Origin of the sequence: Chitinophaga varians, from assembly GCF_012641275.1 — a bacterium.
Classification (GTDB): Bacteria; Bacteroidota; Bacteroidia; order Chitinophagales; family Chitinophagaceae; genus Chitinophaga; species Chitinophaga varians_A.
In genome coordinates this window covers 2,544,159-2,564,180 of record NZ_JABAIA010000001.1, presented here as the reverse complement: position 1 = coordinate 2,564,180, position 20,022 = coordinate 2,544,159, and the positions used below count along the sequence as shown (strand labels likewise).

The window sequence follows — 20,022 nt, the reverse complement described above, 5'->3', positions numbered from 1 at the left end:
ATCAAATAAAGAACTAGCCGGGGTGCATGCCAGGCACCGGTTTGCACCCCGGCCAATTTTGAACAAGTAAAAAATGTTCCTATGAAAAGGATCTTAATTGTTGCAGTACTTTTGTGGAGCAGTTTGTTGCCCTGGCAGTCTTTTGCCCAGGTAGACCCTCATTTTTCCCAGTATTATGCTTACCCGCTTTGGTTGAACCCGGCGCTGACAGGCGTAATTGACGGAGATTACAGGGTGTCAGGAAATTACCGTAACCAATGGGCGAACTATGGAAAACCCTTCTCTACCGCCGGTGTTTCCGTAGATGCTGCCACTGACAAGAATATTGGAGTAGGCCTCAATGTTCTCAATATGTCTGCCGGTGATGCCGGATATAATTACTTCAACGCCATGGCCAATGTATCCTATACCGGCGTACGGTTTGGTCAGACTAAAACCAGCCAGATCGTATTTGGTATCCAGGCCGGTATTATCAACCGCCGTGTAGATCCGGCCAAGTTCCAGACCGGTAGTCAATATAAGCCTACCATCGGCTTCGATCCCAGTATTGCCAATGGTGAAAATGTGACAACCACTTCCTCCACCGTTTTTGATGCCGGCGCCGGCGCCATGTTCTTCGATGGTAATCCTAATCATATGCTCAATCCCTTCGTAGGGTTTGCAGCGGCACACCTCACCGGCCCGAAAGATCCTTTCGCCAGCTCAGGGGAAGAAAAGAAGCTGCCGGTACGTTACCTCGTACATGGCGGTACCAAAATAAAACTCAATGAAACAGTAAGCCTCACCCCTACAGGCCTTTATATGCGTCAGGGCAACGCCGAAGAAGTAGTGGCGGGTATGTATGCCCAACTGCTGGTAAACCCCGATTTTGATTTCCTGGTAGGCGGCAACTACCGTTTTAATGATGCCGTCATTCCTTTTGCCGGCTTCCATTTCAAAGGATTTGTCCTTGGCCTCAGCTATGACGCCAATACATCGAATATGCGTCGCCTTGTCAACGGCAGCCAGAGCTTTGAAATTTCCCTTTCCTTTATCAGCAGGAAAAGAAGGGTGCTGAATGAAGAATACTTCATCTGCCCGAGATTATAAGGATAACGTCACATAAGTGGATATAACAGAAGTGGATACATTATTTAAATTAGAACCTTCATGAAAAAAATTACACTTCTTGTACTGGTAATTTTTGCAGGACTGATTAATTCGATACAGGCGCAATACGTAGTTGATTTCAAGCATACGGCAGACGTATATTACAACGCCAAGGACTATTATTCGGCAGCACAGTATTATAATAAAGCCCTGGGCACCTTCAAGGTAAAACCGGAACAGATATTGCCATATGCTATCGCCAACGCAGCTCCTCCCAGCGGTAAGTTTAAAGACTATCAACAGGTGGTGTCCCGGCTGGCGGAATCCTACCGGCTTTACCATGATTTCGGGAACGCTGAAACCTGGTATTCCCAGGTGGTGGGATTCAACAACCCTCAATATATACAAGCCAAATACTGGTACGGCGTATGTCTGAGAGCTAACGGGAAGTATGAAGAGGCGCTTAAACAGTTCAATGAATTTAAATCCAGTTATACCGGCGCAGATGAGTTGTCTACCCGCGTGCCGCTGGAAATCGCCAACTGTGAATTTGCTTTGAGCGAAGCCAGCAAACAACCCCGCTATACCATTGCCAAACTGTCCGGTAATGTGAACGAAGGCGGCGCCAACTACGCGCCGGTGGTGATGGGCCCCAATACGCTGATGTTTACTTCTTCCCGTGCGGAAACGCCGTCATTGCCTGCTAAACAGCCTGCTGAAAAGAAGAAGGACAAAAAAGGCACACCTTACGTAAACGACCTCTATACGGCCAGTGGCACCGGCAGCGATTTTAGCAGCAGCCAAAAGCTGAATATACCGGCGGCCAAAGGATATGATCAGGGCGTATCTTCCATCTCCCCGGACGGTAACTCGATGTACATGACCCGCTGGTCAGTCAAAGACGGCGTGAAACAGGCCGCCATCTACCTAAGTACAAAACAAAACGGTAGCTGGACAGAGCCGCAAAAGATGGGCAGCAATATCAATATGGACGGTTATAACTCCATGCAGCCTTATATCACAGCTGATGGCAGGTACCTGCTGTTTGCCTCCAACAGGCCCGGTGGTATGGGTAAATACGATATCTGGTATTGTGTGATGAACAGCAATGCTCCTGGCAATGCCCGCAATATGGGGACTACTATCAACACGAAAGATGAAGAACAGGCGCCATTTTATGATGCTGAGAAAAATGTGCTCGTGTTCAGTTCAGACGGCCGCGTAGGCCTCGGCGGACTGGATTTCTTCCAGAGCGAAGGTGATTTTGGTTCCTGGTCTACTCCCGTGAATATGGGCAAACCCCTGAACTCTCCTAAAGATGATATCTATTATACTGCAATGGACAATGCGCATCCTTTTGCAGAGGGATTTATCAGCTCTGACCGTGAGTCCGTTTGTTGCCTGGAAGTGTTTAGCATCAAAAGGGTCCGGAAAATGGCCAGTGGCCTGATCGTGGACTGTGATACCCGCCAGCCTTTGGCCGGGGCGACCATCACGCTGCTGGACACGGTAAGACAGAAAACACTGAGCAAAATAACACTTGACGCTACCGGCCGCTACTCCTTTGAAGTAGATCCGCAGCGTTATTATAAAATCATTGCTGAGAAAGAGAACTATTTCACCAAGAGCCTTTACTTTAAATCAGATGAACTTACCAGGGTAGATTCTCTCGACAATCCAACCCTCTGCCTCAAACACTATGAAGTAGAGAAACCAATTGTCCTGAACAACATCTACTATGATTTTGGTAAAGCGACGCTGCGCCCTGAATCCAAAATAGTACTGGATACCGTTGTGGACATGCTAAACGACAACCCCAAACTGATGATTGAAATGTCTGCACATACAGACAGTGTGGGATCTGATAAATTTAACCTGAAACTGTCCCAGGCCCGTGCACAGTCCTGCGTGGATTACCTGATCAGCAGAGGCGTTTCTTCTCAAAGGCTGATCGCAAAAGGATACGGCAAGTCCCGTCCTATTGCCCCCAATTCACAGCCTAACCACAAAGACAATCCGGAAGGCCGTCAGAAAAACAGGCGTACGGAATTTAAAGTGTTGCGCAAACAAATGCCTGTGCTGACAAATAATACCAGCGAAAATCAGTCGTCACAATAGAACAAAAGTAAGCGGGACCTGTCCCGGATTACTTTTCCATATCCTAATAAAAAACAGGAGAATAGCCGGCGTAATGCCGGCTATTTCTTTTCATCACACTATACCAGAACAGTTTTAAGTGGTATAAAGCGTTTAGTTGGATTTGCCGAAATTGCCAATCGCAATCGTATCTGTGGAGAAACGGCTGTGTTTTACCTTGAGATGGCCTGCATAGGCAATAGCGTCATTGTATTTGAAAGGTATTTCTTTGGTAGCGCCGCCGGCCTGCCGTAAGCTGATCTTTTTCACATTTTTAAACAGTTCCACTGTCAGTGCTGCGCCGTTGCCTTTTGCATCGAGGGCTTGCAGTGTATCAGTTGTAGGGGCGGTGTAGCTACCGCCAATGAAATATACCTGATGGGTGGTGTCTTTCTTGTTTTTTCCCAGGGATAAAGTTACGTTGATGGAGCTGTCGCTATTTTCGAGAACAGTAATGAAACCTGTTTCCCGGGCTGCGTCAGTGCCAGTGCCACGTAGCTTGAAAGTGGTGCTGCGCGGTGCAGGTGGAGCAGGAGGACCGTCATCCTTGTTGCAGGCGGTGAAAGCGATGCCCAGTACAGTAGCAGCTACGACTCCCGCTTTGAGAGCGTGTTGGTGAAACTTAAACATAATGTTTGTTTTACAAAAGGTTAATTGGTTAGTTGACTTAGGTTTCCTGTTGTTATTGGTTTCCTTAAAAGGCTTAGCGCGCTGCCTACTGGGATGTTAAACGAAGGACAGTAGTAAATGTTACAACCATTTTACAAAAATAGTCGGACAGGTATTGCCTGTAATGTGTCAGCAGGTTGTCTGTATTGATTTTAACGGAATGTAATTTATGGAAGCATGCCAGGTAAGCGTTGCAACAACGGTTTTCGTGCCTTTACGGAATTTGCACTTTTCAAAAAAACGGCTACTTTTGTTTTACATCGTACTGGTGTAAAAATGATAGCATATGAAAGACTAATTTAAACGTGGTCCTTCCGCGTTTGCCCTTCCCTCCTGAATGCTTAATGGTGGCTGCTTGCAGGCACTGAGTTTACATTTTTAACATATTGGACATGCCTTTCTTTAAACAGGCACGGCTACGTGTAGTTCATTTTTTTGAACTGTTTCGTATCGCTGTTGCCGGAACAGAAAAAGAGTTTACGACCGGGAGTATCAACCGGGCTATATTTTTACTGGCTATTCCCATGGTGCTGGAGATGGCCATGGAATCGTTGTTTGCGGTGGTGGACATTTTCTTTGTCAGCCATCTGGGTGTGAATGCCATTACCACGGTTGGTTTAACGGAATCTGTATTAACGCTGGTATACACTTTCGCCATGGGGCTAAGTATGGCTGCTACGGCTGTGGTAGCGCGGCGTACCGGTGAAAAGAACCATGAGGAAGCGGCCCATGCCGCGATGCAGGCGCTGTATGTGGCGCTGGTGCTCTCGGTGATCATCAGCGTTATCGGATTTCTTTTTTCCCGAGATATTTTATTACTGATGGGAGCTTCGGTAGAAGTGGCTGACTACGGTACTGGTTATACGAAAATATTGCTGGCCGGCAACGTGGTGATTGTATTGTTATTCCTGATCAACGGTATTTTCCGGGGCGCTGGTGATGCAGCATTGGCTATGCGTTCGCTGTGGCTGGCCAACGGGTTGAATATCATACTCTGTCCGCTGCTGATCAACGGTTGGGGACCGGTGCCGGCCATGGGGCTGCAAGGGGCTGCCCTGGCTACTTTCATTGGCCGTGGTACCGGTGTCTGTTACCAGGTGTATCATCTGGTAAGAGGAAAAGACCTGATCCGTATTACCAGGCAGCAGCTGTCGCCTGCCTGGAACACGATCGTATCTGTCCTGAAGCTCGCTGCAGGCAGCACTGCGCAGATGTTGATCGCTTCTGCCAGCTGGATTTTCCTGGTGAGGATTATATCTTATTTCGGAAAAGACGCGGTGGCAGGCTATACGATCGCCATCCGGGTGGTGATTTTTACGATTTTGCCGGCATGGGGCATGGCCAACGCAGCGGCGGCCCTGGTAGGGCAGAATTTGGGCGCACAACAGCCGGACAGGGCTGAAAAGTCGGTGTGGCGCGCGGCTTTCCTGAATATGGTCTTTCTTGGGGTCGTGGGCCTTGTTTTCCTGACAGGTGCTCCGGCGATCATTAAATTATTCACTCCGGAGGCCGATGTGGTCGGCTATGGCGTCCAATGTTTACGCCTGATGAGCCTTGGCTATGTGTTTTATGCTTACGGGATGGTAATTACCCAGTCGTTTAACGGTGCCGGCGACACCCGTACGCCCACCCTGATCAATCTGGTGGCGCTGTGGATGTTCCAGGTGCCGCTGGCCTATTCCTTGTCGATATGGCTCAATTGGGGCCCTCAGGGCGTTTTCTGGGCTATTGCGATTGCGGAGTCCATGATGGCTGTAGCAGGGGTACTGTTATTCCGCCGCGGTACTTGGAAACAGGTAAAGATTTAACCTTTTTTCCTTTCTCCGGAAGATGTTACCTTTGCCTGGTTTTGTATTAAATTTTAAACTAATAAACTTCAGGAAAGTAACATGGCTCTTACAGTCGTAGGCACAATGGCGTTTGATGAAATTGAAACGCCCTTTGGTAAATCAGGAAAAATCATTGGCGGTTCCGCCACCTATATCGCATGGGCTGCTTCTAATTTTGTACAACCGGTTAACCAGGTTTCCGTGGTGGGTGAAGATTTCCCACAGGCTGAGCTGGACGCGCTGACTGCCAGAGGTGTGGCATTAGACGGAGTACAGGTGAAGAAAGGCGAAAAATCTTTCTACTGGTCCGGTAAATACCACATGGACATGAACACCCGCGATTCGCTGGTGACTGACCTGAACGTACTGGCGGACTTTAATCCGGTTATCCCGGAAAGCTACCAGGGCAGCGAATTCCTCATCCTGGGGAACCTTACACCGCAGGTACAGATGAGTGTAATTGACCAGCTGACGGTCCGCCCTAAGCTCATCGTAATGGACACCATGAACTTCTGGATGGAAGTGGCCATGGAAGACCTGCTGAAAGTGCTGAAGAAAGTAGACCTGCTGATGGTGAACGATAGCGAAGCACGTCAGTTGAGCGGTGAATACTCTCTGGTGAAAGCGGCCAAAAAAATTCTGACCATGGGCCCCCGCTACCTGATCATCAAAAAAGGTGAACATGGTGCGCTGCTCTTCCACGAAAACCATGTGTTCTTCGCTCCGGCTATGCCGCTGGACGAGGTATACGACCCAACCGGCGCCGGTGACACCTTCGCAGGTGGTTTTATCGGTTACCTGGCGAAAACCCGCGATATCTCCTTCGAAAACATGAAGACCGCGATCATCGTAGGTTCTGCTATGGCGTCCTTCTGCGTGGAAAAATTTGGTACTTCCCGCCTGACAGAAGTAACGCATGAAGAACTGAATGCCCGTCTGGAACAGTTTGTACAGCTGGTAAACTTCGACATCGACCTGGTATAGGCCAGATAAGTCATATAAAAGGAGCGGCCAACCTGTTCAGGTTGGCCGCTCCTTTTATATGATAGCCCGGAGGAAATTATTTGAAGATCCCGTTCAGGATGGTGGCGAGGCGCAGGCCTCCTTTCAGGAGCTGGTTGTTCATGTCTTCCACAAACACATAGTTGTAGCGGTAACTGAGTTTAGCGTCCGGGTTAGTGTAGCCGTACACTTTGTCTGCCAGCAGGTGAGACTCAAACATCCAGTCAGCGATAGTGCCGCTTTGCAGGGCTTTGACCCGCGCAGGAGTGGCGATGTCGATAGCTTTGGTATATTCCGTGTAGCTGAGCTGCTGAAAGTCGATCAGTTGTTCATCCCATACGCGATGCAGGTTGGATGGCTGGTTGAACCACATGACATTGATTTTGTTGCCGCCCATGTCTTCATCACGCCCGACGTGCAGCGGCTGGTGCATATCGCCCAGCATATGTACGAGGAAGGTGAGGGAAAAAAGCTTCTTTTCTTTGGTCAGCTGTTTGTTTTTCAGGTCACGGACCATCGCCTGTGTTTGAGTGTACAGGTTTTCACCGGTGGCTGCTTTCAGGAGGCTGTCAAATTCCGCGCGGCTGATATTGGCCGGAAAATCGAGATAGTGCCATTTGTTGGTATGGTCGTACTGGTGTGTAGTGTCGGATTTGATGAAATCAGGCCAGTTAGCGATCATAGGCAGGCTTTGGCGGCCCAGGATGTTGGCAATGGCTTTTTTAGCCTGTGGCGTCAGGTGCTGCCAGGCAATCTCTGCTACAATGCGGTGCCCGTTAGGCCCCCAGGCAAAGCTGGCTAAAGGAAGTAAAAAGGCCAGAATCAGGCCTGTCAGGATCTTTTTTCTCATGAGTAAGTCAGTGATTGAAAGGGCAAAAGTAAAGCTCTTTTTTTAACACTTTGACATGTGTCATTTTAGTATTTTTACATACTGCTCAAATGAAATTTTCAATATGCCATTTAAGATACATGCGCCTTATGCTCCCGCTGGTGACCAGCCGGAAGCTATCAGACAATTGACTGAAGGAGTACTGGAAGGTGAACAATATCAGACACTTTTAGGGGTGACCGGATCGGGAAAAACCTTTACGGTGGCCAACGTCATCCAGAATGTACAGCGCCCTACCCTGGTGCTGACCCACAACAAGACCCTGGTTGCCCAGTTATATGGAGAACTTAAACAATTTTTCCCGGAGAATGCGGTGGAATATTTCGTGTCCTACTATGATTACTACCAGCCTGAAGCATATATGCCGGTGAGCGATACCTATATAGAAAAGGACCTCGCCATCAATGAAGAACTGGACAAGTTACGACTGAGGGCCACGTCCAACCTGCTTTCCGGACGCCGTGATATTATTGTGGTGGCCAGCGTTTCCTGTATTTATGGTATGGGTAACCCCACCGAATATGAAAACGGGATTATCCGTATCCACCAGGGACAGACCTTTAGCCGGAACGCCTTCCTCCATGGACTGGTGAATTCCCTGTACAGCCGTACTACCGGCGATTTTAACAGGGGGAATTTCCGCGTACAGGGCGATACGGTAGACATCAACCTGCCTTATGTGGATTATGGTTACCGTATTACCTTCTTTGGTGATGAAATTGAAGAAATAGAAAGCTTCGATGTACAGAACGGAAAACGTATCGGTACCATGGACAATGCGGCCATCTTCCCGGCCAACCTGTACCTTGCGCCTAAAGACATCATGCAGCAGGTGATCTACGAAATACAGGACGAACTGCATGCCCAGGTGGAATATTTTAAATCCAACGGGAAACTGATAGAAGCCCAACGATTGTCCGAAAGAGTAAACTATGATGTGGAGATGATCCGTGAGCTGGGCTACTGTAGCGGTATTGAGAACTATTCCCGTTTCCTGGACCGCCGTAAGCCTGGTACCCGTCCATTCTGCCTGATGGATTATTTCCCGAAGGATTTTCTGTTGGTGATCGATGAAAGCCACGTGACCATTCCGCAGATTGGCGGTATGTATGGTGGCGACCGTTCCCGTAAGCTAAACCTCGTGGAATTCGGTTTCCGCCTGCCTTCAGCGATGGACAACAGGCCGCTCAATTTTTATGAGTTTGAGAACATGGTGAACCAGGCCATCTTCGTGAGTGCTACTCCGGGCGATTATGAGCTGAAAAAGACAGAAGGTATTGTGGTGGAACAGGTGGTCCGTCCGACGGGCCTGCTGGAGCCACCTATTGAAATACGTCCGAGCGTGAACCAGGTGGACGACCTCCTGGATGAAATAGATAAGCGGGTGCTGAAAGGCGACCGTGTGCTGGTGACTACGCTGACCAAACGGATGGCTGAAGAGATGGACAAATACCTGGGACGTATTAATATTAAGTCGCGTTACATCCACTCTGAGGTGGATACGCTGGAGCGTATCGAGATATTGCGCGACCTGCGTTTAGGAAATATCGACGTACTGGTGGGCGTGAACCTGCTGAGGGAAGGGCTTGATCTTCCGGAGGTGTCGCTGGTGGCTATTCTGGATGCCGACAAAGAAGGCTTCCTGCGTGATGAGCGTTCGCTGACGCAGACGGCCGGTCGTGCTGCGCGTAACGTAGACGGGCTGGTGATCTTCTATGCGGACCATATCACGGACAGTATGCAGCGTACGATTGATGAAACCACGCGTCGCCGGGAAAAACAGGCGGCGTATAATGTGGAACATAATATTACGCCAAGGACAGTGCGTAAGAGCAAGGAGCAGATACTCGGACAAACATCAGTATTGGAAATCAAACATTTTGACGAGTCCTCTCCTTATGCCGTGCATGACGTGTCGCTGGTAGCGGAAGATGCTGTACAATTGGCCAAAGAAACGACAGCTTCGGCCAAAACGATTCCGCAGATGGAAAAAGCTATTCAGAAAGTGAAGAAGGACATGGAAAAAGCGGCAAAAGACCTCGACTTTATGGAAGCTGCCCGTTTACGCGACCAGATGTTTGCGATGGAGCGGGAATTGCAGGATATGAAACATTAAATCGTCCTCCGTTTTTAAAAAGTTATATAGAATTATTTATAATATATCACTGGAAAAATTAAGAATCCAGTGATATATTATATATGTGTATAAAGTTGATAAACAATTTACTGTAAAGGATTATAGCTAATCATAGTAACACCTCTCCCTGATTTTATTGAAAAAAACTTAAGCCTCTTAGGTTGATTTGTAATTAATTGATTAAGAGTTTATTATGTTTATGATATCGATTGCAAAATGTACCCCGTAGCAATAGAATAAAAGATTGATATTATTATTTATTGGTATATGATTGAGTTAATCCTAATTTTAATAGCGATTATTCAAATAATTCTATTTTTAGGCCCTTCTATTTGATGTTTTAAATTTCATATCTACTTTTATTTAAGAAATTTAAAAATCAAATGCTATGAAGAAAAGTTCATTCCAAGACTATCTCCCCTTTATTTTTCTGGCGGTAATAGCAGTAATTGGAATTTTTATTCCAGCTCTCCCCAATTTTTCAGATGTTAGTAAATATAATACGGCTGACATCGCCTGGATTCTTGTAGCCTCTTCTTTGGTGTTTTTGATGACTCCCGGCCTTTCCTTCTTTTATGGAGGTATGGTGAACCGGAAAAATGTGATCTCTACCATGATGCAGAGTTTTATTGCAACCGGGTTGATCAGCATAGTATGGGTAGTTGTTGGGTTTAGCCTGGCATTTGGAAAGTCTTATCATGGCATTATCGGTTCTCCTTCTACATATTTTATGTTTAACCATGTTGGTTCCGGCGCTCCCTGGAGCCTGGCTCCCACAATCCCGTTGTTGTTGTTTGCGCTCTTCCAGATGAAGTTCGCCATCATCACGCCGGCGCTGGTGGTAGGTGCAGTAGCGGAAAGAATTCGTTTTACTTCTTATGTACTGTTCATGGTGCTGTTCAGCGTCCTGGTATATGCTCCTATTGCACACTGGACCTGGCATCCGGATGGTATTCTCTTTAAGCTGGGTGTACTGGACTTTGCCGGCGGCACAGTGGTACACATCTCTGCTGGTTGCGCTGCCCTCGCGGGTGCCCTGGTGCTGAAACGCAGAAAAGACCATATTGAAAAGAAAGAACTGCAGCCTGCAAATATTCCCTTTGTACTGTTAGGCACTGGTTTGCTGTGGTTTGGCTGGTTTGGTTTCAACGCCGGTTCTGCACTGGGTGCCAATGCTCTGGCGGCCACCGCTTTTGCCACTACCAATACGGCTACTGCAGCTGCGGGCCTTTCCTGGGTTTTCTTTGATGTGATCCGTGGAAGAAAACCATCGGCGCTCGGTTTCTGCATCGGCGCAGTAGTAGGCCTGGTGGCTATTACACCGGCAGCCGGCTATGTTGCTATCCCGCAAAGCATATTCATCGGCTTTATTGCTGCCATTGTTTCTAATATGGCAGTTCACTGGAAATCAAAAACCAGCATCGACGACACACTGGACGTGTTCCCCTGTCATGGACTCGGTGGTATGGTAGGCATGCTGTTGACCGGCATCTTCGCTACCAAGGCTATCAACGAAGGCGGCAACAACGGCTGGTTCTACGGAAACTTCGAACTGTTCAAAAATCAGGTGCTGGGACTGTTACTGGTAGTGGCTTACAGCTTCACCGTGTCTTATGCTATCTTCAAACTGATCAACCTCATCCATCCGCTGCGGGTTACTGAAGACGAAGAAGCACTCGGTCTGGACGCTACCCAGCACAATGAACACTATCATCCTGCCATGCTGAGTGTAACCGACAACGGATCACTCAAAGAAGAAGAACTGGTGCACTCCTGAAAAGCTGCACCAGTGATGACCCTCCGTGATAGTAAGTTCTTTGAGTTCGATTCTGACCTTTATCAATTTTATTAAGACGTATAGACAATATCGTTTGAAAGATCTGGAATGGATAATTAATGAGATAGCATGCTGTAAATAGTGAAACGCTTTCTTAATTATCCATTCCTAACTATGTAGCATCAGCACGCGCAAGTACGCACACATGTCCCCAAAACAATCCGCAGGAGAAGGCCGCATCATTGCTTACCATTTTATCAACCAAACTATAAGTACATGAAACGAATGCTAACGACCTTATTTGTTATGGGTAACTCCTTTGTTGCCTGGTCTCAATCTTCCGACACCCTGCCGGCACCGGCATTCAAAATTTCAGGTTCTGCGGACGTCTATTATAAATATAACCTGAACGGTAATTATACAGATAATAAAACCAGCTTCACCAATTCCCATAACTCCTTTGAACTGGGAATGGTTTCGCTTAAAGTAGAGCATGGATTTAAAAAAGGTAGCATAGTAGCCGATCTCGGCTTCGGAAAAAGGGCTGGTGAATTCTCCTATAATGAACCGCCGTCACCGTCAAACGGCCTGTCAATGGCCATCAAGCAATTATATGTGTCCTATCAGCTGACAGAGAAAGTAAAGCTGAGCCTGGGCAGTTACGCTACCCATGTAGGATATGAGCTGGTAGATGCTTACCAGAACCGGAACTATAGCATGAGTTATATGTTCAGCTACGGGCCGTTTTTTAATACCGGCGTAAAAGCAGATATCACCCTCAGTTCCTCCCTGAGCGCGATGGTAGGCGTGTTTAATCCTACCGATCTTAAATCAGTCACCTTAAACAGTCATAAATATATAGGCGCACAGCTGGGCTTCGCCCCTGCCGAAACGCCCATCAAACTTTATCTCAACTATCTCGAAGGAAAAGATACGCTCGGCGTACAGAACCATCAGGTAGATGTGGTAGCCACCTATCAGGTAAATAAGGTGCTGGGACTGGGTTACAACGGTACCTACAGCACTTACCTCAATACCCGTGCACCTAAAGAAGAGCGCAGCAGTGCCAACTGGTGGGGTTCTGCCCTGTATGTGAATTGTGATTTTACCCAAAAAGTTGGACTCACGCTCCGGGGAGAATATTTCAGCGATAAAGACGGCGTGAAAGTATTTGGCGCCGTGCCGGGTGGAGGTAATGTAGTGGCTGGTACCCTATCCCTTAATTATAAGGCAGGAAACCTGACCATTATCCCTGAATTCAGAGTAGATAAAGCGTCTGTGGATATTTTCAATAAATCCGGTGGAACACCCGCCGATGTTACGGCAAATGTACTGTTTGCCGCTGTTTACCACTTTTAATAACCAAAATCTGACTAATGTAGGAAAGAGAGACTGGGAAACCCTTGCTGTGAAGGAGGCGGGCTCAAAAGGCCGGCCTCTTTTGCAGTTTTGTATTTTCCGGTCATATCATACACCTCTGCACCTCCGCGTTATCGCAAGATCTGATATTTGAAACATTGTGGCCGCAGGCTTCAGCCTGTTATCTCATACACCTCTGCACTTTTGGGTTATCGCAAGACCGGACTGTTGAAACAGATCGTAGCCCCGGGCTTCAGCCCGGGGAAATTTTATCAGCCGCATGTATTATCTTGCTATAAAAAAAGTATAACCAATGTTACAGCCTTCCACGTTGAAATTTCTAAAATCACTGAAACAGCATAATAATAAGGTCTGGTTCGATGAGCACCGGGATCAGTATCTGACTGCCAAAGCAGATTTTGAAAGCATGGTCCAGCAACTGATAGATGGTATGGCCAAACAGGACGCCACGCTTGCCGGACTGCAGTTGAAAGATTGCGTATTTCGTATATACAAAGACGTTAGGTTTTCGAAAGATAAGACGCCTTACAAAATAAATATGGCCGCATCCTTTCAGGCTGGCGGAAAGAAGTCTACCCTTGCGGGCTATTATTTTCACCTGGAACCGGGCGGCAATAGCTTCGCCGGCGGCGGCCTCTGGATGCCACCTGCCCCTGAGCTGAAAAAAGTGCGGCAGGAAATCGACTACAACTTTGACGAGTTTGAACGCATCATCGCCAATAAGGGTTTTATCAAACATTTCGGAAAGGTAGAAGGCGACGCCCTCAAGACGGTACCCCAGGGATATCAGAGCGATAATCCCGCTATAGCCTACCTGAAATTAAAAAGCCTCATTGTATCACACCCCATTACGGATGATGCCTGCCTGCAGCCATCACTCGTCCGGGAAATCCTAAAAACATTTGCGCTCATGCAACCGCTGATTGCATTCATTAACCGTGCAATGGACTGACCCATTTAGTCATTTTTTCATTTTATTATTTAACTATCGCATTGGGTAGATGGGCCTGGCATAGGCTTTAAATAGCCAAATAACAAAATGGAAAAATGACTAAATGATTAGTTTTTGTGAATCAGAAATTCAAACGGACGCGCTTTTCTGTTCTTCAGTAAATTCTCCTTGTCTGTACGCGCGTGGGCAAACCGCTGATTGTAAACATTTGCCACCTCGATGGTAGGAATTATTCCATCCAGTGTGTCCTGCTGGTCCACGATATTCATGATTCTGGACACCTGAGATGAAAAATTGGTGCTCCACTCTTCAGTAAACTTGTGCATTAACAAAAGCTCACGATTGGTGTTGGTTTTCATAGGACTAAAGGGTGTTTTCTGATTAGAAAATAACGAAAATATCCGGCATCTCTCTAAAATTGGACTACTCTTTTTGCAAAAAGCTTAGTTGGCATAGGATTATGTTATCAAAATTGGATTTTATAAGCCACAAATCAATACTACTTCCGTGTAATTTTTACACTTTGTGTGTTATGCTATTGTGAAATATTCAAAAAAAAGCAAGCGATAAGACGCTTGCTTTTAAGGAGTTATGATTTCGTTTTTCGTATAGCCATACGCGGGACTACGTTTAGGGTGCATTACGGCACACAATTACATAGCACGACAGTATGATTACAACCAATTCTTTTGTTGCAAATATTCCGCAATCTGCACAGCATTGGTAGCAGCACCTTTACGCAGGTTATCCGCCACAATCCACATATTTACAGTGTTAGGCTGTGTTTCATCGCGGCGGATACGGCCAACGAACACTTCGTCTTTGTCGTGTGCATCCTTCGGCATCGGGTATTGCGCCCTGGACGGATCATCTACCACGATCACACCAGGCGTCTGGGAAAGCAGCGTACGAACTTCATTGACATCATAATCGTTTTCAAATTCGATGTTCACTGCTTCGCTATGCCCACCCATTACCGGAATGCGTACAGTCGTAGCCGTTACTTTGATGGTATCGTCGCGCATAATTTTCTTAGTCTCGTTCACCATCTTCATCTCCTCTTTCGTATAGCCGTTATCGAGAAACACGTCGATCTGAGGAATAACGTTCAGGTCAATCGGATATGCATATGCCATCTCCCCGCTGATGCCTTGTCTTTCGTTCATCAACTGGGTAACAGCTTTTACGCCGGTACCGGTTACAGACTGGTAAGTGGACACCACCACTCTTTTAATCTTGTATTTTTCGTGCAGGGGCTTCAGCACCAGCACCATCTGTATGGTAGAACAGTTAGGATTCGCAATAATTTTATCTTCCTGTGTGAGCGCATCACCATTTACTTCCGGAACGACCAGTTTTTTATCCGGGTCCATTCTCCAGGCGCTGGAGTTATCGATGACAGTAATGCCTGCTGCCGCAAATTTAGGCGCCCACTCCAGGGAGGTGCTGCCGCCGGCAGAGAAAATAGCCACATTAGGTTTCATGGAAATAGCCGTATCAGCGCTCACCACCTTCCAGGTCTTACCCTTAAATGTTACTTCCTTACCTACGGACTTCTCAGAAGCCACGGGAATCAATTCTGTGACAGGGAAATTCCGCTCTGTCAACACCTGTAACATTTTTGAGCCTACCAGACCGGTCGCTCCTACTACGGCAACTTTCATTTTGTTTTACATTTTAATTTTTGGAGTCCCAAAATTAATATATACGCACCGCTTTTCATAACAATCGAAGGTATTTATTCAGCGTTAAGACGGCATTAACATACAACTGGCAGATTACCTGTATGTTTGAGGCTTAACCCCCAACTGCACCATGAATATACCCATTGTTTGTATCGCCCTGCTGTGGCAGGTTGCGTCGGGCAGCGACACGGCCGCTGTCCCTGTTTATGACGTCGTGATTCACGAGATGATGATAAAACCCTCGTCCGTTGCAGGTTTGCCGCCTTTTGAATACATTGAGCTGCGCAACAGAAGCCGCCGCGCTGTCCAGTTGCAGCACTGGACACTGGCAGTGAATAAGCGGGAAGTCGCCCTACCGTCTTATTTACTGCAGCCGGACAGCCTGTTGCTGCTCTGTCCCGCGGCGGCAGGCTTTACAGGGACTAATGTGTTACAGGTGGACCGGTTTCCGGTCCTGCCCGACGACACCGGGCTGGTAGTGTTATATAATAACCGCCGGGAAGTGATGCATGCAGTGGCTTACACACCTTCCTGGTATGTGCTGCCCGCCGCCTCCCGGGCAGGCCGCAGCCTTGAAATGATAGACCCGTCGCTGCCCTGTGGCGGTAAAATAAACTGGGCGGCTTCTTCCTCCCCGGCGGGAGGTACGCCAGGGGCCTATAATTCAGTGGCCGGGCATATCACAGAGGATACCCGGCCGGACCTTTATTTTATAGAGATGCCCGATAGCCTCCACCTCCTGCTTCATTTCAGTAAAACGCTTGACAGCCTGAAAGCGGCTTCCCCGGCCGGTTATCGGGTCGGCTCTTCTCCTGTGGCTGCTGTGACAGTACTGCCCCCGTTGTTTAACATTGTAGCCCTCCGGCTGGCATCGGCAATAGATTCGGGCACAGTGGCCGTAAATGGCATTTCCGATTGTGCAGGGAACGAAAGCGGCATTAAAAACAGCCTGCCGTTTTCCCGGCCACAGTCGCCGGTTTTGGGGGAGCTGGTCATCAATGAACTGTTGTTTGACCCGCCCGCAGGCATACCGGAGTTTATAGAACTATATAACCGCGGCACGCACGCTGTTAGCCTGGAACATATTTTTCTTTGCGTCAGAAAGGCAGATGGGCAACCAGGTCCCAAAAAAAGACTGGCTGCCGGCAGCCGCCTGCTGATGCCCGGGCAGTGGCTGGCCATTACTACAGCGGCCGACCGCCTGTGTGGTTACTATCACTGCGCCAGCCCTGAAAATATCCAGGAGATCGCCAGTCTGCCCTCTATGCCCGCAGAGGGCGGGACGCTGCTGTTACTTGCCGACAGTACTGTGCTGGATGAGGTGCGTTACCTGCCAGATTTTCATTTTCCGTTGGCAAGTCAGCCGAAAGGCGTGGCCCTGGAACGGAGAGACAGCGGCCATACCGTTAATTGGATATCAGCGGCTGCTTCCGCCGGATATGCCACACCGGGATACGCCAACTCCCACATATGGCCTGATATGACAGACAATGCCCGGGTTACGCTGGAACCGGCAGTGTTTTGTCCGGACGATGCGACCGCCACCAATCGCGCGGTGTTGCAATGGACGCTCCCCCATGCCGAATGGGTGGGCAACGTAACGGTCTTTACTGCCGACGGCCGTCCAATCCGTTACCTGGCGCGGAATATGACAATGGGAAATAAAGGAAATCTCTACTGGGATGGATTTGGAGAAAATAAAGTACTTTTGCCGCCAGGTATTTATATATTTTTTATTGAAATATTTGACCTCAAAGGCCGGGTCAAACGCTGGAAACAGCCCCTGGTCATGGCACGAAAGTTGAATTGATGCCAGCCCTTTGCTGACGGCATTTTCAAGGTGAAAATTTGTCAGCGGGCAATCTATTATAATTATTTATATTTGCGCTTCCTAAAAATTAGAACATGCAGTACAGAGAAATTGTTGCAGTAACCGGATTGGGCGGTTTGTTTCAGTTAATTGCCAGCAAACAAGATGGCGCCATCGTTAGGTCACTGGAAGATAAAAGCACAAGGTTTGTATCTTCCCGCGTGCATAATTTTACTCCACTGGAAAGTATCGAAGTTTTCACTACCGGTGAAAACGTAAACCTGGCTGAAGTATTCAAAGCCATGGACGAAAAAGCGGCTGCTTTTCCGCTGATTGACGGTAAAGCAGATAATAACGCGATCAAAGCTTATTTCAAAAACGTATATCCTGAATTCGACGACGAAAGGGTATATGTGAGCGATATGAAGAAAATGGTGAAATGGTTTGGTATCCTCAAAGCGAACGATCTGCTGAAGTTTGAGGAAATCCTGGCCGAAGGTGAAGAGGTAGCGGAAGAAGCGGTGGAAGTGGAAGAAGCTCCGGCTCCTGCTAAAAAGAAAAAAGCTGCTGAACCTGCTGCTGAAGAAGCCGCCGGCGAAGAAAAGCCTAAGAAAGCCCGCGCTAAAAAAGCTGCTGCAGCTGAAGGCGAAGAGGAAAAAGCACCTAAGAAAGCAAAAGCTAAAAAAGAAGATGCTCCTGCTGCCGAAGGTGAAGAACCTAAAAAAGCGGCTAAACCCCGCAAGAAAAAAACAGAAGAGTAATTTTCGATGTAGAAATTTTTTGATCTTCGGATTTAAATTCGAAAATCAGAAAATTCGAAAGTCAGCAATATCTTTCAGGCTTCCGCATACAGTACTTCACTGTAACGGAAGCCTGATTCATTTGTGGGAATTGAGGTAAATTGACTAAATTCCAAATCCGAAAAATTCAGTAAAACATCAGCACATGAACGCAGATATAAAAAAACTCCCCCGTCACTTTCTGCCGGAAACGTTTGAAGTGACTACCTGGGACGCCCTGCAGCCATACTATGAAGCGCTGCAGCAAAGAGACATCAACAGCGTGGCAGACCTGGAACAATGGCTGAAAGACGTCAGCGAACTGGAAGCGGTGGTCAGCGAAGACGCCTGCTGGCGCCAGATCAAAATGACCTGCGATACCACCAATAAAGAACTGGAAGATGCTTTCACCTACTTCTGCATGGAGATACAGCCCCGCCTGCAACCCTATGCAGACGCCATCAATAAAAAACTGCTGGGCAGTCCCTTCCTGAAAGAACTGGACCAGGACCTGTATAAAACCTATCTGCGCAACGTAGAGAAACAGGTGAAACTTTTCCGCGAAGAGAATATTCCCCTGCAGGCTGAACTGAGCGTAACAGCACAGCAGTATGGCGTTATTTCCGGCAAAATGACCATCTCTGTTAACGGTCAGGAATATACGCTGCAACAGGCGGCCAAATTCCTGAAAAATGAAGACCGCGCGCTGAGAGAGGAAGTATTCGGGAAAACCGCCGCCCGCCGCCTCCAGGACCGCGAAGCACTGGACACGCTGTACACCAGCCTCGTACAAAAACGGGACATGGTAGCTAAAAATGCAGGCTTCGCCAACTACCGCGATTATAAGTTCGTGGAACTGGGCCGCTTTGATTACACCAAAGAAGACTGTTTCCTGTTCCATGAAGCCGTGAAAACACATATCCTGCCGCTGGTACAACAAATACTGGAAAAACAGCAGGCTAAACTGAAGGTGGACAAACTGAAGCCATGGGACACAGAAGCGGAACCAGTAGGCGTAAAGCCGCTTGAACCCTTCCAGACCGGAGAGGAACTGATCACTAAAACAATCGAAATCTTCGACCAGCTGGGGCCTTTCTTTGGAGATTGCCTGCGGGTAATGAAGAAAATAGGCCGCCTCGATCTGGAAAGCCGCATCGGTAAAGCTCCCGGAGGATACAACTGCCCACTGGCGGAAACCGGTGTGCCTTTTATCTTCATGAACGCAGCCGGCCAGATGAGCGACGTTACCACCATGGTACACGAAGGTGGACATGCTGTTCACTCTTTCCTGAGCCATAACCTGCCGCTGAGCGCCTTTAAAGAATATCCAATGGAAATCGCTGAAGTGGCCAGTATGAGCATGGAGCTGATGGCAATGGATTATCTGGATATTTTCTTCGATAATAAAGAAGAATTGCGCCGCGCCCGTCTTCAACAATTGGAAAGGTCACTGACCATTTTCCCGTGGATTGCAACAATCGATAAATTCCAACACTGGGTATATGAACATCCGCAACATACTACAGAAGAACGTACTGCCAAATGGCTGGAAATATTGAACGAGTTCTCTCCCGACGTGGTGGACTGGAGCGGATATGAAGACTACCGCGCCGCCAACTGGCAACGGCAGTTGCACCTCTTTGAAGTGCCTTTCTATTACATTGAATACGGTATCGCTCAACTGGGGGCTATCGCTATGTGGAAGCAGTTCAAGGAAAACAAACAACAGGCACTCGATAACTACGTACGGGCGTTAAGTTTAGGAAGCACCAAAACATTGCCTGAATTATATAGAGCTGCCGGTATCCGGTTTGACCTGTCTCCGGCATACATCAAAGAGCTGGCTGATTTTATGAAAAGCGAGATAGAAAAAATTTAGGGATTTTTT

The 20,022-nt window shown here is 47.7% G+C and carries 15 protein-coding genes; 11 read left to right on the top strand and 4 right to left on the bottom strand.

What is annotated here, in order from left to right:
* The first annotated feature begins 81 nt into the window (after positions 1–81).
* A complete protein-coding gene (locus HGH92_RS10425; RefSeq protein WP_168870662.1) occupies positions 82–1,089 on the top strand; it encodes a PorP/SprF family type IX secretion system membrane protein in 1,008 nt (335 codons plus the stop codon).
* A gap of 60 nt (positions 1,090–1,149) precedes the next feature.
* Entirely contained in the window at positions 1,150–3,207 is a 2,058-nt protein-coding gene (locus tag HGH92_RS10420) for an OmpA family protein (RefSeq protein WP_168870661.1), read from the top strand.
* A 132-nt stretch (positions 3,208–3,339) separates the two neighbouring features.
* Here HGH92_RS10420 and HGH92_RS10415 read toward each other — a convergent pair whose 3' ends face one another.
* On the bottom strand, positions 3,340–3,855 hold the full coding sequence (locus tag HGH92_RS10415) for a hypothetical protein (protein ID WP_168870660.1): 516 nt from the start codon (positions 3,853–3,855) through the stop codon (positions 3,340–3,342).
* Positions 3,856–4,286: 431 nt separating this feature from the next.
* Between HGH92_RS10415 and HGH92_RS10410 the strand changes: the two genes are divergently transcribed.
* Complete coding sequence (locus tag HGH92_RS10410; RefSeq protein WP_168870659.1) at positions 4,287–5,702, top strand: MATE family efflux transporter; 1,416 nt, start codon at positions 4,287–4,289, stop codon at positions 5,700–5,702.
* Between the two features lie 81 nt (positions 5,703–5,783).
* Positions 5,784–6,707, top strand: coding sequence for a PfkB family carbohydrate kinase (locus HGH92_RS10405; protein WP_168870658.1), 924 nt, complete (start codon positions 5,784–5,786; stop codon positions 6,705–6,707).
* A gap of 76 nt (positions 6,708–6,783) precedes the next feature.
* On the opposite strand, the gene HGH92_RS10400 is transcribed toward HGH92_RS10405, so the two are convergent.
* A complete protein-coding gene (locus tag HGH92_RS10400; protein ID WP_168870657.1) occupies positions 6,784–7,575 on the bottom strand; it encodes a S1/P1 nuclease in 792 nt (263 codons plus the stop codon).
* A 103-nt stretch (positions 7,576–7,678) separates the two neighbouring features.
* On the opposite strand from HGH92_RS10400, the gene uvrB reads away from it, so the two are divergent.
* The 4 genes from uvrB to HGH92_RS10380 all read left to right on the top strand — a co-directional run bounded on the left by uvrB (position 7,679) and on the right by HGH92_RS10380 (position 13,860).
* Positions 7,679–9,730 (top strand): excinuclease ABC subunit UvrB, encoded by a 2,052-nt coding sequence (gene uvrB, locus HGH92_RS10395; RefSeq protein ID WP_168870656.1) that lies wholly within the window; start codon positions 7,679–7,681, stop codon positions 9,728–9,730.
* A 409-nt stretch (positions 9,731–10,139) separates the two neighbouring features.
* Positions 10,140–11,528 (top strand): ammonium transporter, encoded by a 1,389-nt coding sequence (locus tag HGH92_RS10390; RefSeq protein ID WP_168870655.1) that lies wholly within the window; start codon positions 10,140–10,142, stop codon positions 11,526–11,528.
* A 276-nt stretch (positions 11,529–11,804) separates the two neighbouring features.
* Positions 11,805–12,887 (top strand): porin, encoded by a 1,083-nt coding sequence (locus HGH92_RS10385; protein ID WP_168870654.1) that lies wholly within the window; start codon positions 11,805–11,807, stop codon positions 12,885–12,887.
* Between the two features lie 313 nt (positions 12,888–13,200).
* Positions 13,201–13,860, top strand: coding sequence for a DUF2461 domain-containing protein (locus HGH92_RS10380; protein WP_168870653.1), 660 nt, complete (start codon positions 13,201–13,203; stop codon positions 13,858–13,860).
* Between the two features lie 107 nt (positions 13,861–13,967).
* Here HGH92_RS10380 and HGH92_RS10375 read toward each other — a convergent pair whose 3' ends face one another.
* Both HGH92_RS10375 and HGH92_RS10370 read right to left on the bottom strand, forming a co-directional pair.
* Entirely contained in the window at positions 13,968–14,219 is a 252-nt protein-coding gene (locus HGH92_RS10375; RefSeq protein ID WP_078669459.1) for a hypothetical protein, read from the bottom strand.
* 315 nt (positions 14,220–14,534) lie between these two features.
* Positions 14,535–15,524: an aspartate-semialdehyde dehydrogenase gene (locus HGH92_RS10370; RefSeq protein WP_168870652.1), complete on the bottom strand. Its 990-nt coding sequence runs from the start codon at positions 15,522–15,524 to the stop codon at positions 14,535–14,537.
* A 151-nt stretch (positions 15,525–15,675) separates the two neighbouring features.
* Between HGH92_RS10370 and HGH92_RS10365 the strand changes: the two genes are divergently transcribed.
* The 3 genes from HGH92_RS10365 to HGH92_RS10355 all read left to right on the top strand — a co-directional run bounded on the left by HGH92_RS10365 (position 15,676) and on the right by HGH92_RS10355 (position 20,013).
* Positions 15,676–17,355, top strand: coding sequence for a lamin tail domain-containing protein (locus HGH92_RS10365; RefSeq protein ID WP_168870651.1), 1,680 nt, complete (start codon positions 15,676–15,678; stop codon positions 17,353–17,355).
* Positions 17,356–17,450: 95 nt separating this feature from the next.
* A complete protein-coding gene (locus HGH92_RS10360; RefSeq protein ID WP_168870650.1) occupies positions 17,451–18,116 on the top strand; it encodes a DUF5606 domain-containing protein in 666 nt (221 codons plus the stop codon).
* Positions 18,117–18,300: 184 nt separating this feature from the next.
* Entirely contained in the window at positions 18,301–20,013 is a 1,713-nt protein-coding gene (locus HGH92_RS10355; protein WP_168870649.1) for a M3 family oligoendopeptidase, read from the top strand.
* Positions 20,014–20,022 lie beyond the last annotated feature (9 nt).

What these genes read in the sequence shown, in the direction of transcription:
- HGH92_RS10425 (WP_168870662.1), top strand. Translation starts at nt 82, where the DNA reads ATGAAAAGGATCTTAATTGTTGCAGTACTTTTGTGGAGCAGTTTGTTG.
- HGH92_RS10420 (WP_168870661.1), top strand. Translation starts at nt 1,150, where the DNA reads ATGAAAAAAATTACACTTCTTGTACTGGTAATTTTTGCAGGACTGATT.
- HGH92_RS10415 (WP_168870660.1), bottom strand. Translation starts at nt 3,855, where the DNA reads ATGTTTAAGTTTCACCAACACGCTCTCAAAGCGGGAGTCGTAGCTGCT.
- HGH92_RS10410 (WP_168870659.1), top strand. Translation starts at nt 4,287, where the DNA reads ATGCCTTTCTTTAAACAGGCACGGCTACGTGTAGTTCATTTTTTTGAA.
- HGH92_RS10405 (WP_168870658.1), top strand. Translation starts at nt 5,784, where the DNA reads ATGGCTCTTACAGTCGTAGGCACAATGGCGTTTGATGAAATTGAAACG.
- HGH92_RS10400 (WP_168870657.1), bottom strand. Translation starts at nt 7,575, where the DNA reads ATGAGAAAAAAGATCCTGACAGGCCTGATTCTGGCCTTTTTACTTCCT.
- uvrB (WP_168870656.1), top strand. Translation starts at nt 7,679, where the DNA reads ATGCCATTTAAGATACATGCGCCTTATGCTCCCGCTGGTGACCAGCCG.
- HGH92_RS10390 (WP_168870655.1), top strand. Translation starts at nt 10,140, where the DNA reads ATGAAGAAAAGTTCATTCCAAGACTATCTCCCCTTTATTTTTCTGGCG.
- HGH92_RS10385 (WP_168870654.1), top strand. Translation starts at nt 11,805, where the DNA reads ATGAAACGAATGCTAACGACCTTATTTGTTATGGGTAACTCCTTTGTT.
- HGH92_RS10380 (WP_168870653.1), top strand. Translation starts at nt 13,201, where the DNA reads ATGTTACAGCCTTCCACGTTGAAATTTCTAAAATCACTGAAACAGCAT.
- HGH92_RS10375 (WP_078669459.1), bottom strand. Translation starts at nt 14,219, where the DNA reads ATGAAAACCAACACCAATCGTGAGCTTTTGTTAATGCACAAGTTTACT.
- HGH92_RS10370 (WP_168870652.1), bottom strand. Translation starts at nt 15,524, where the DNA reads ATGAAAGTTGCCGTAGTAGGAGCGACCGGTCTGGTAGGCTCAAAAATG.
- HGH92_RS10365 (WP_168870651.1), top strand. Translation starts at nt 15,676, where the DNA reads ATGAATATACCCATTGTTTGTATCGCCCTGCTGTGGCAGGTTGCGTCG.
- HGH92_RS10360 (WP_168870650.1), top strand. Translation starts at nt 17,451, where the DNA reads ATGCAGTACAGAGAAATTGTTGCAGTAACCGGATTGGGCGGTTTGTTT.
- HGH92_RS10355 (WP_168870649.1), top strand. Translation starts at nt 18,301, where the DNA reads ATGAACGCAGATATAAAAAAACTCCCCCGTCACTTTCTGCCGGAAACG.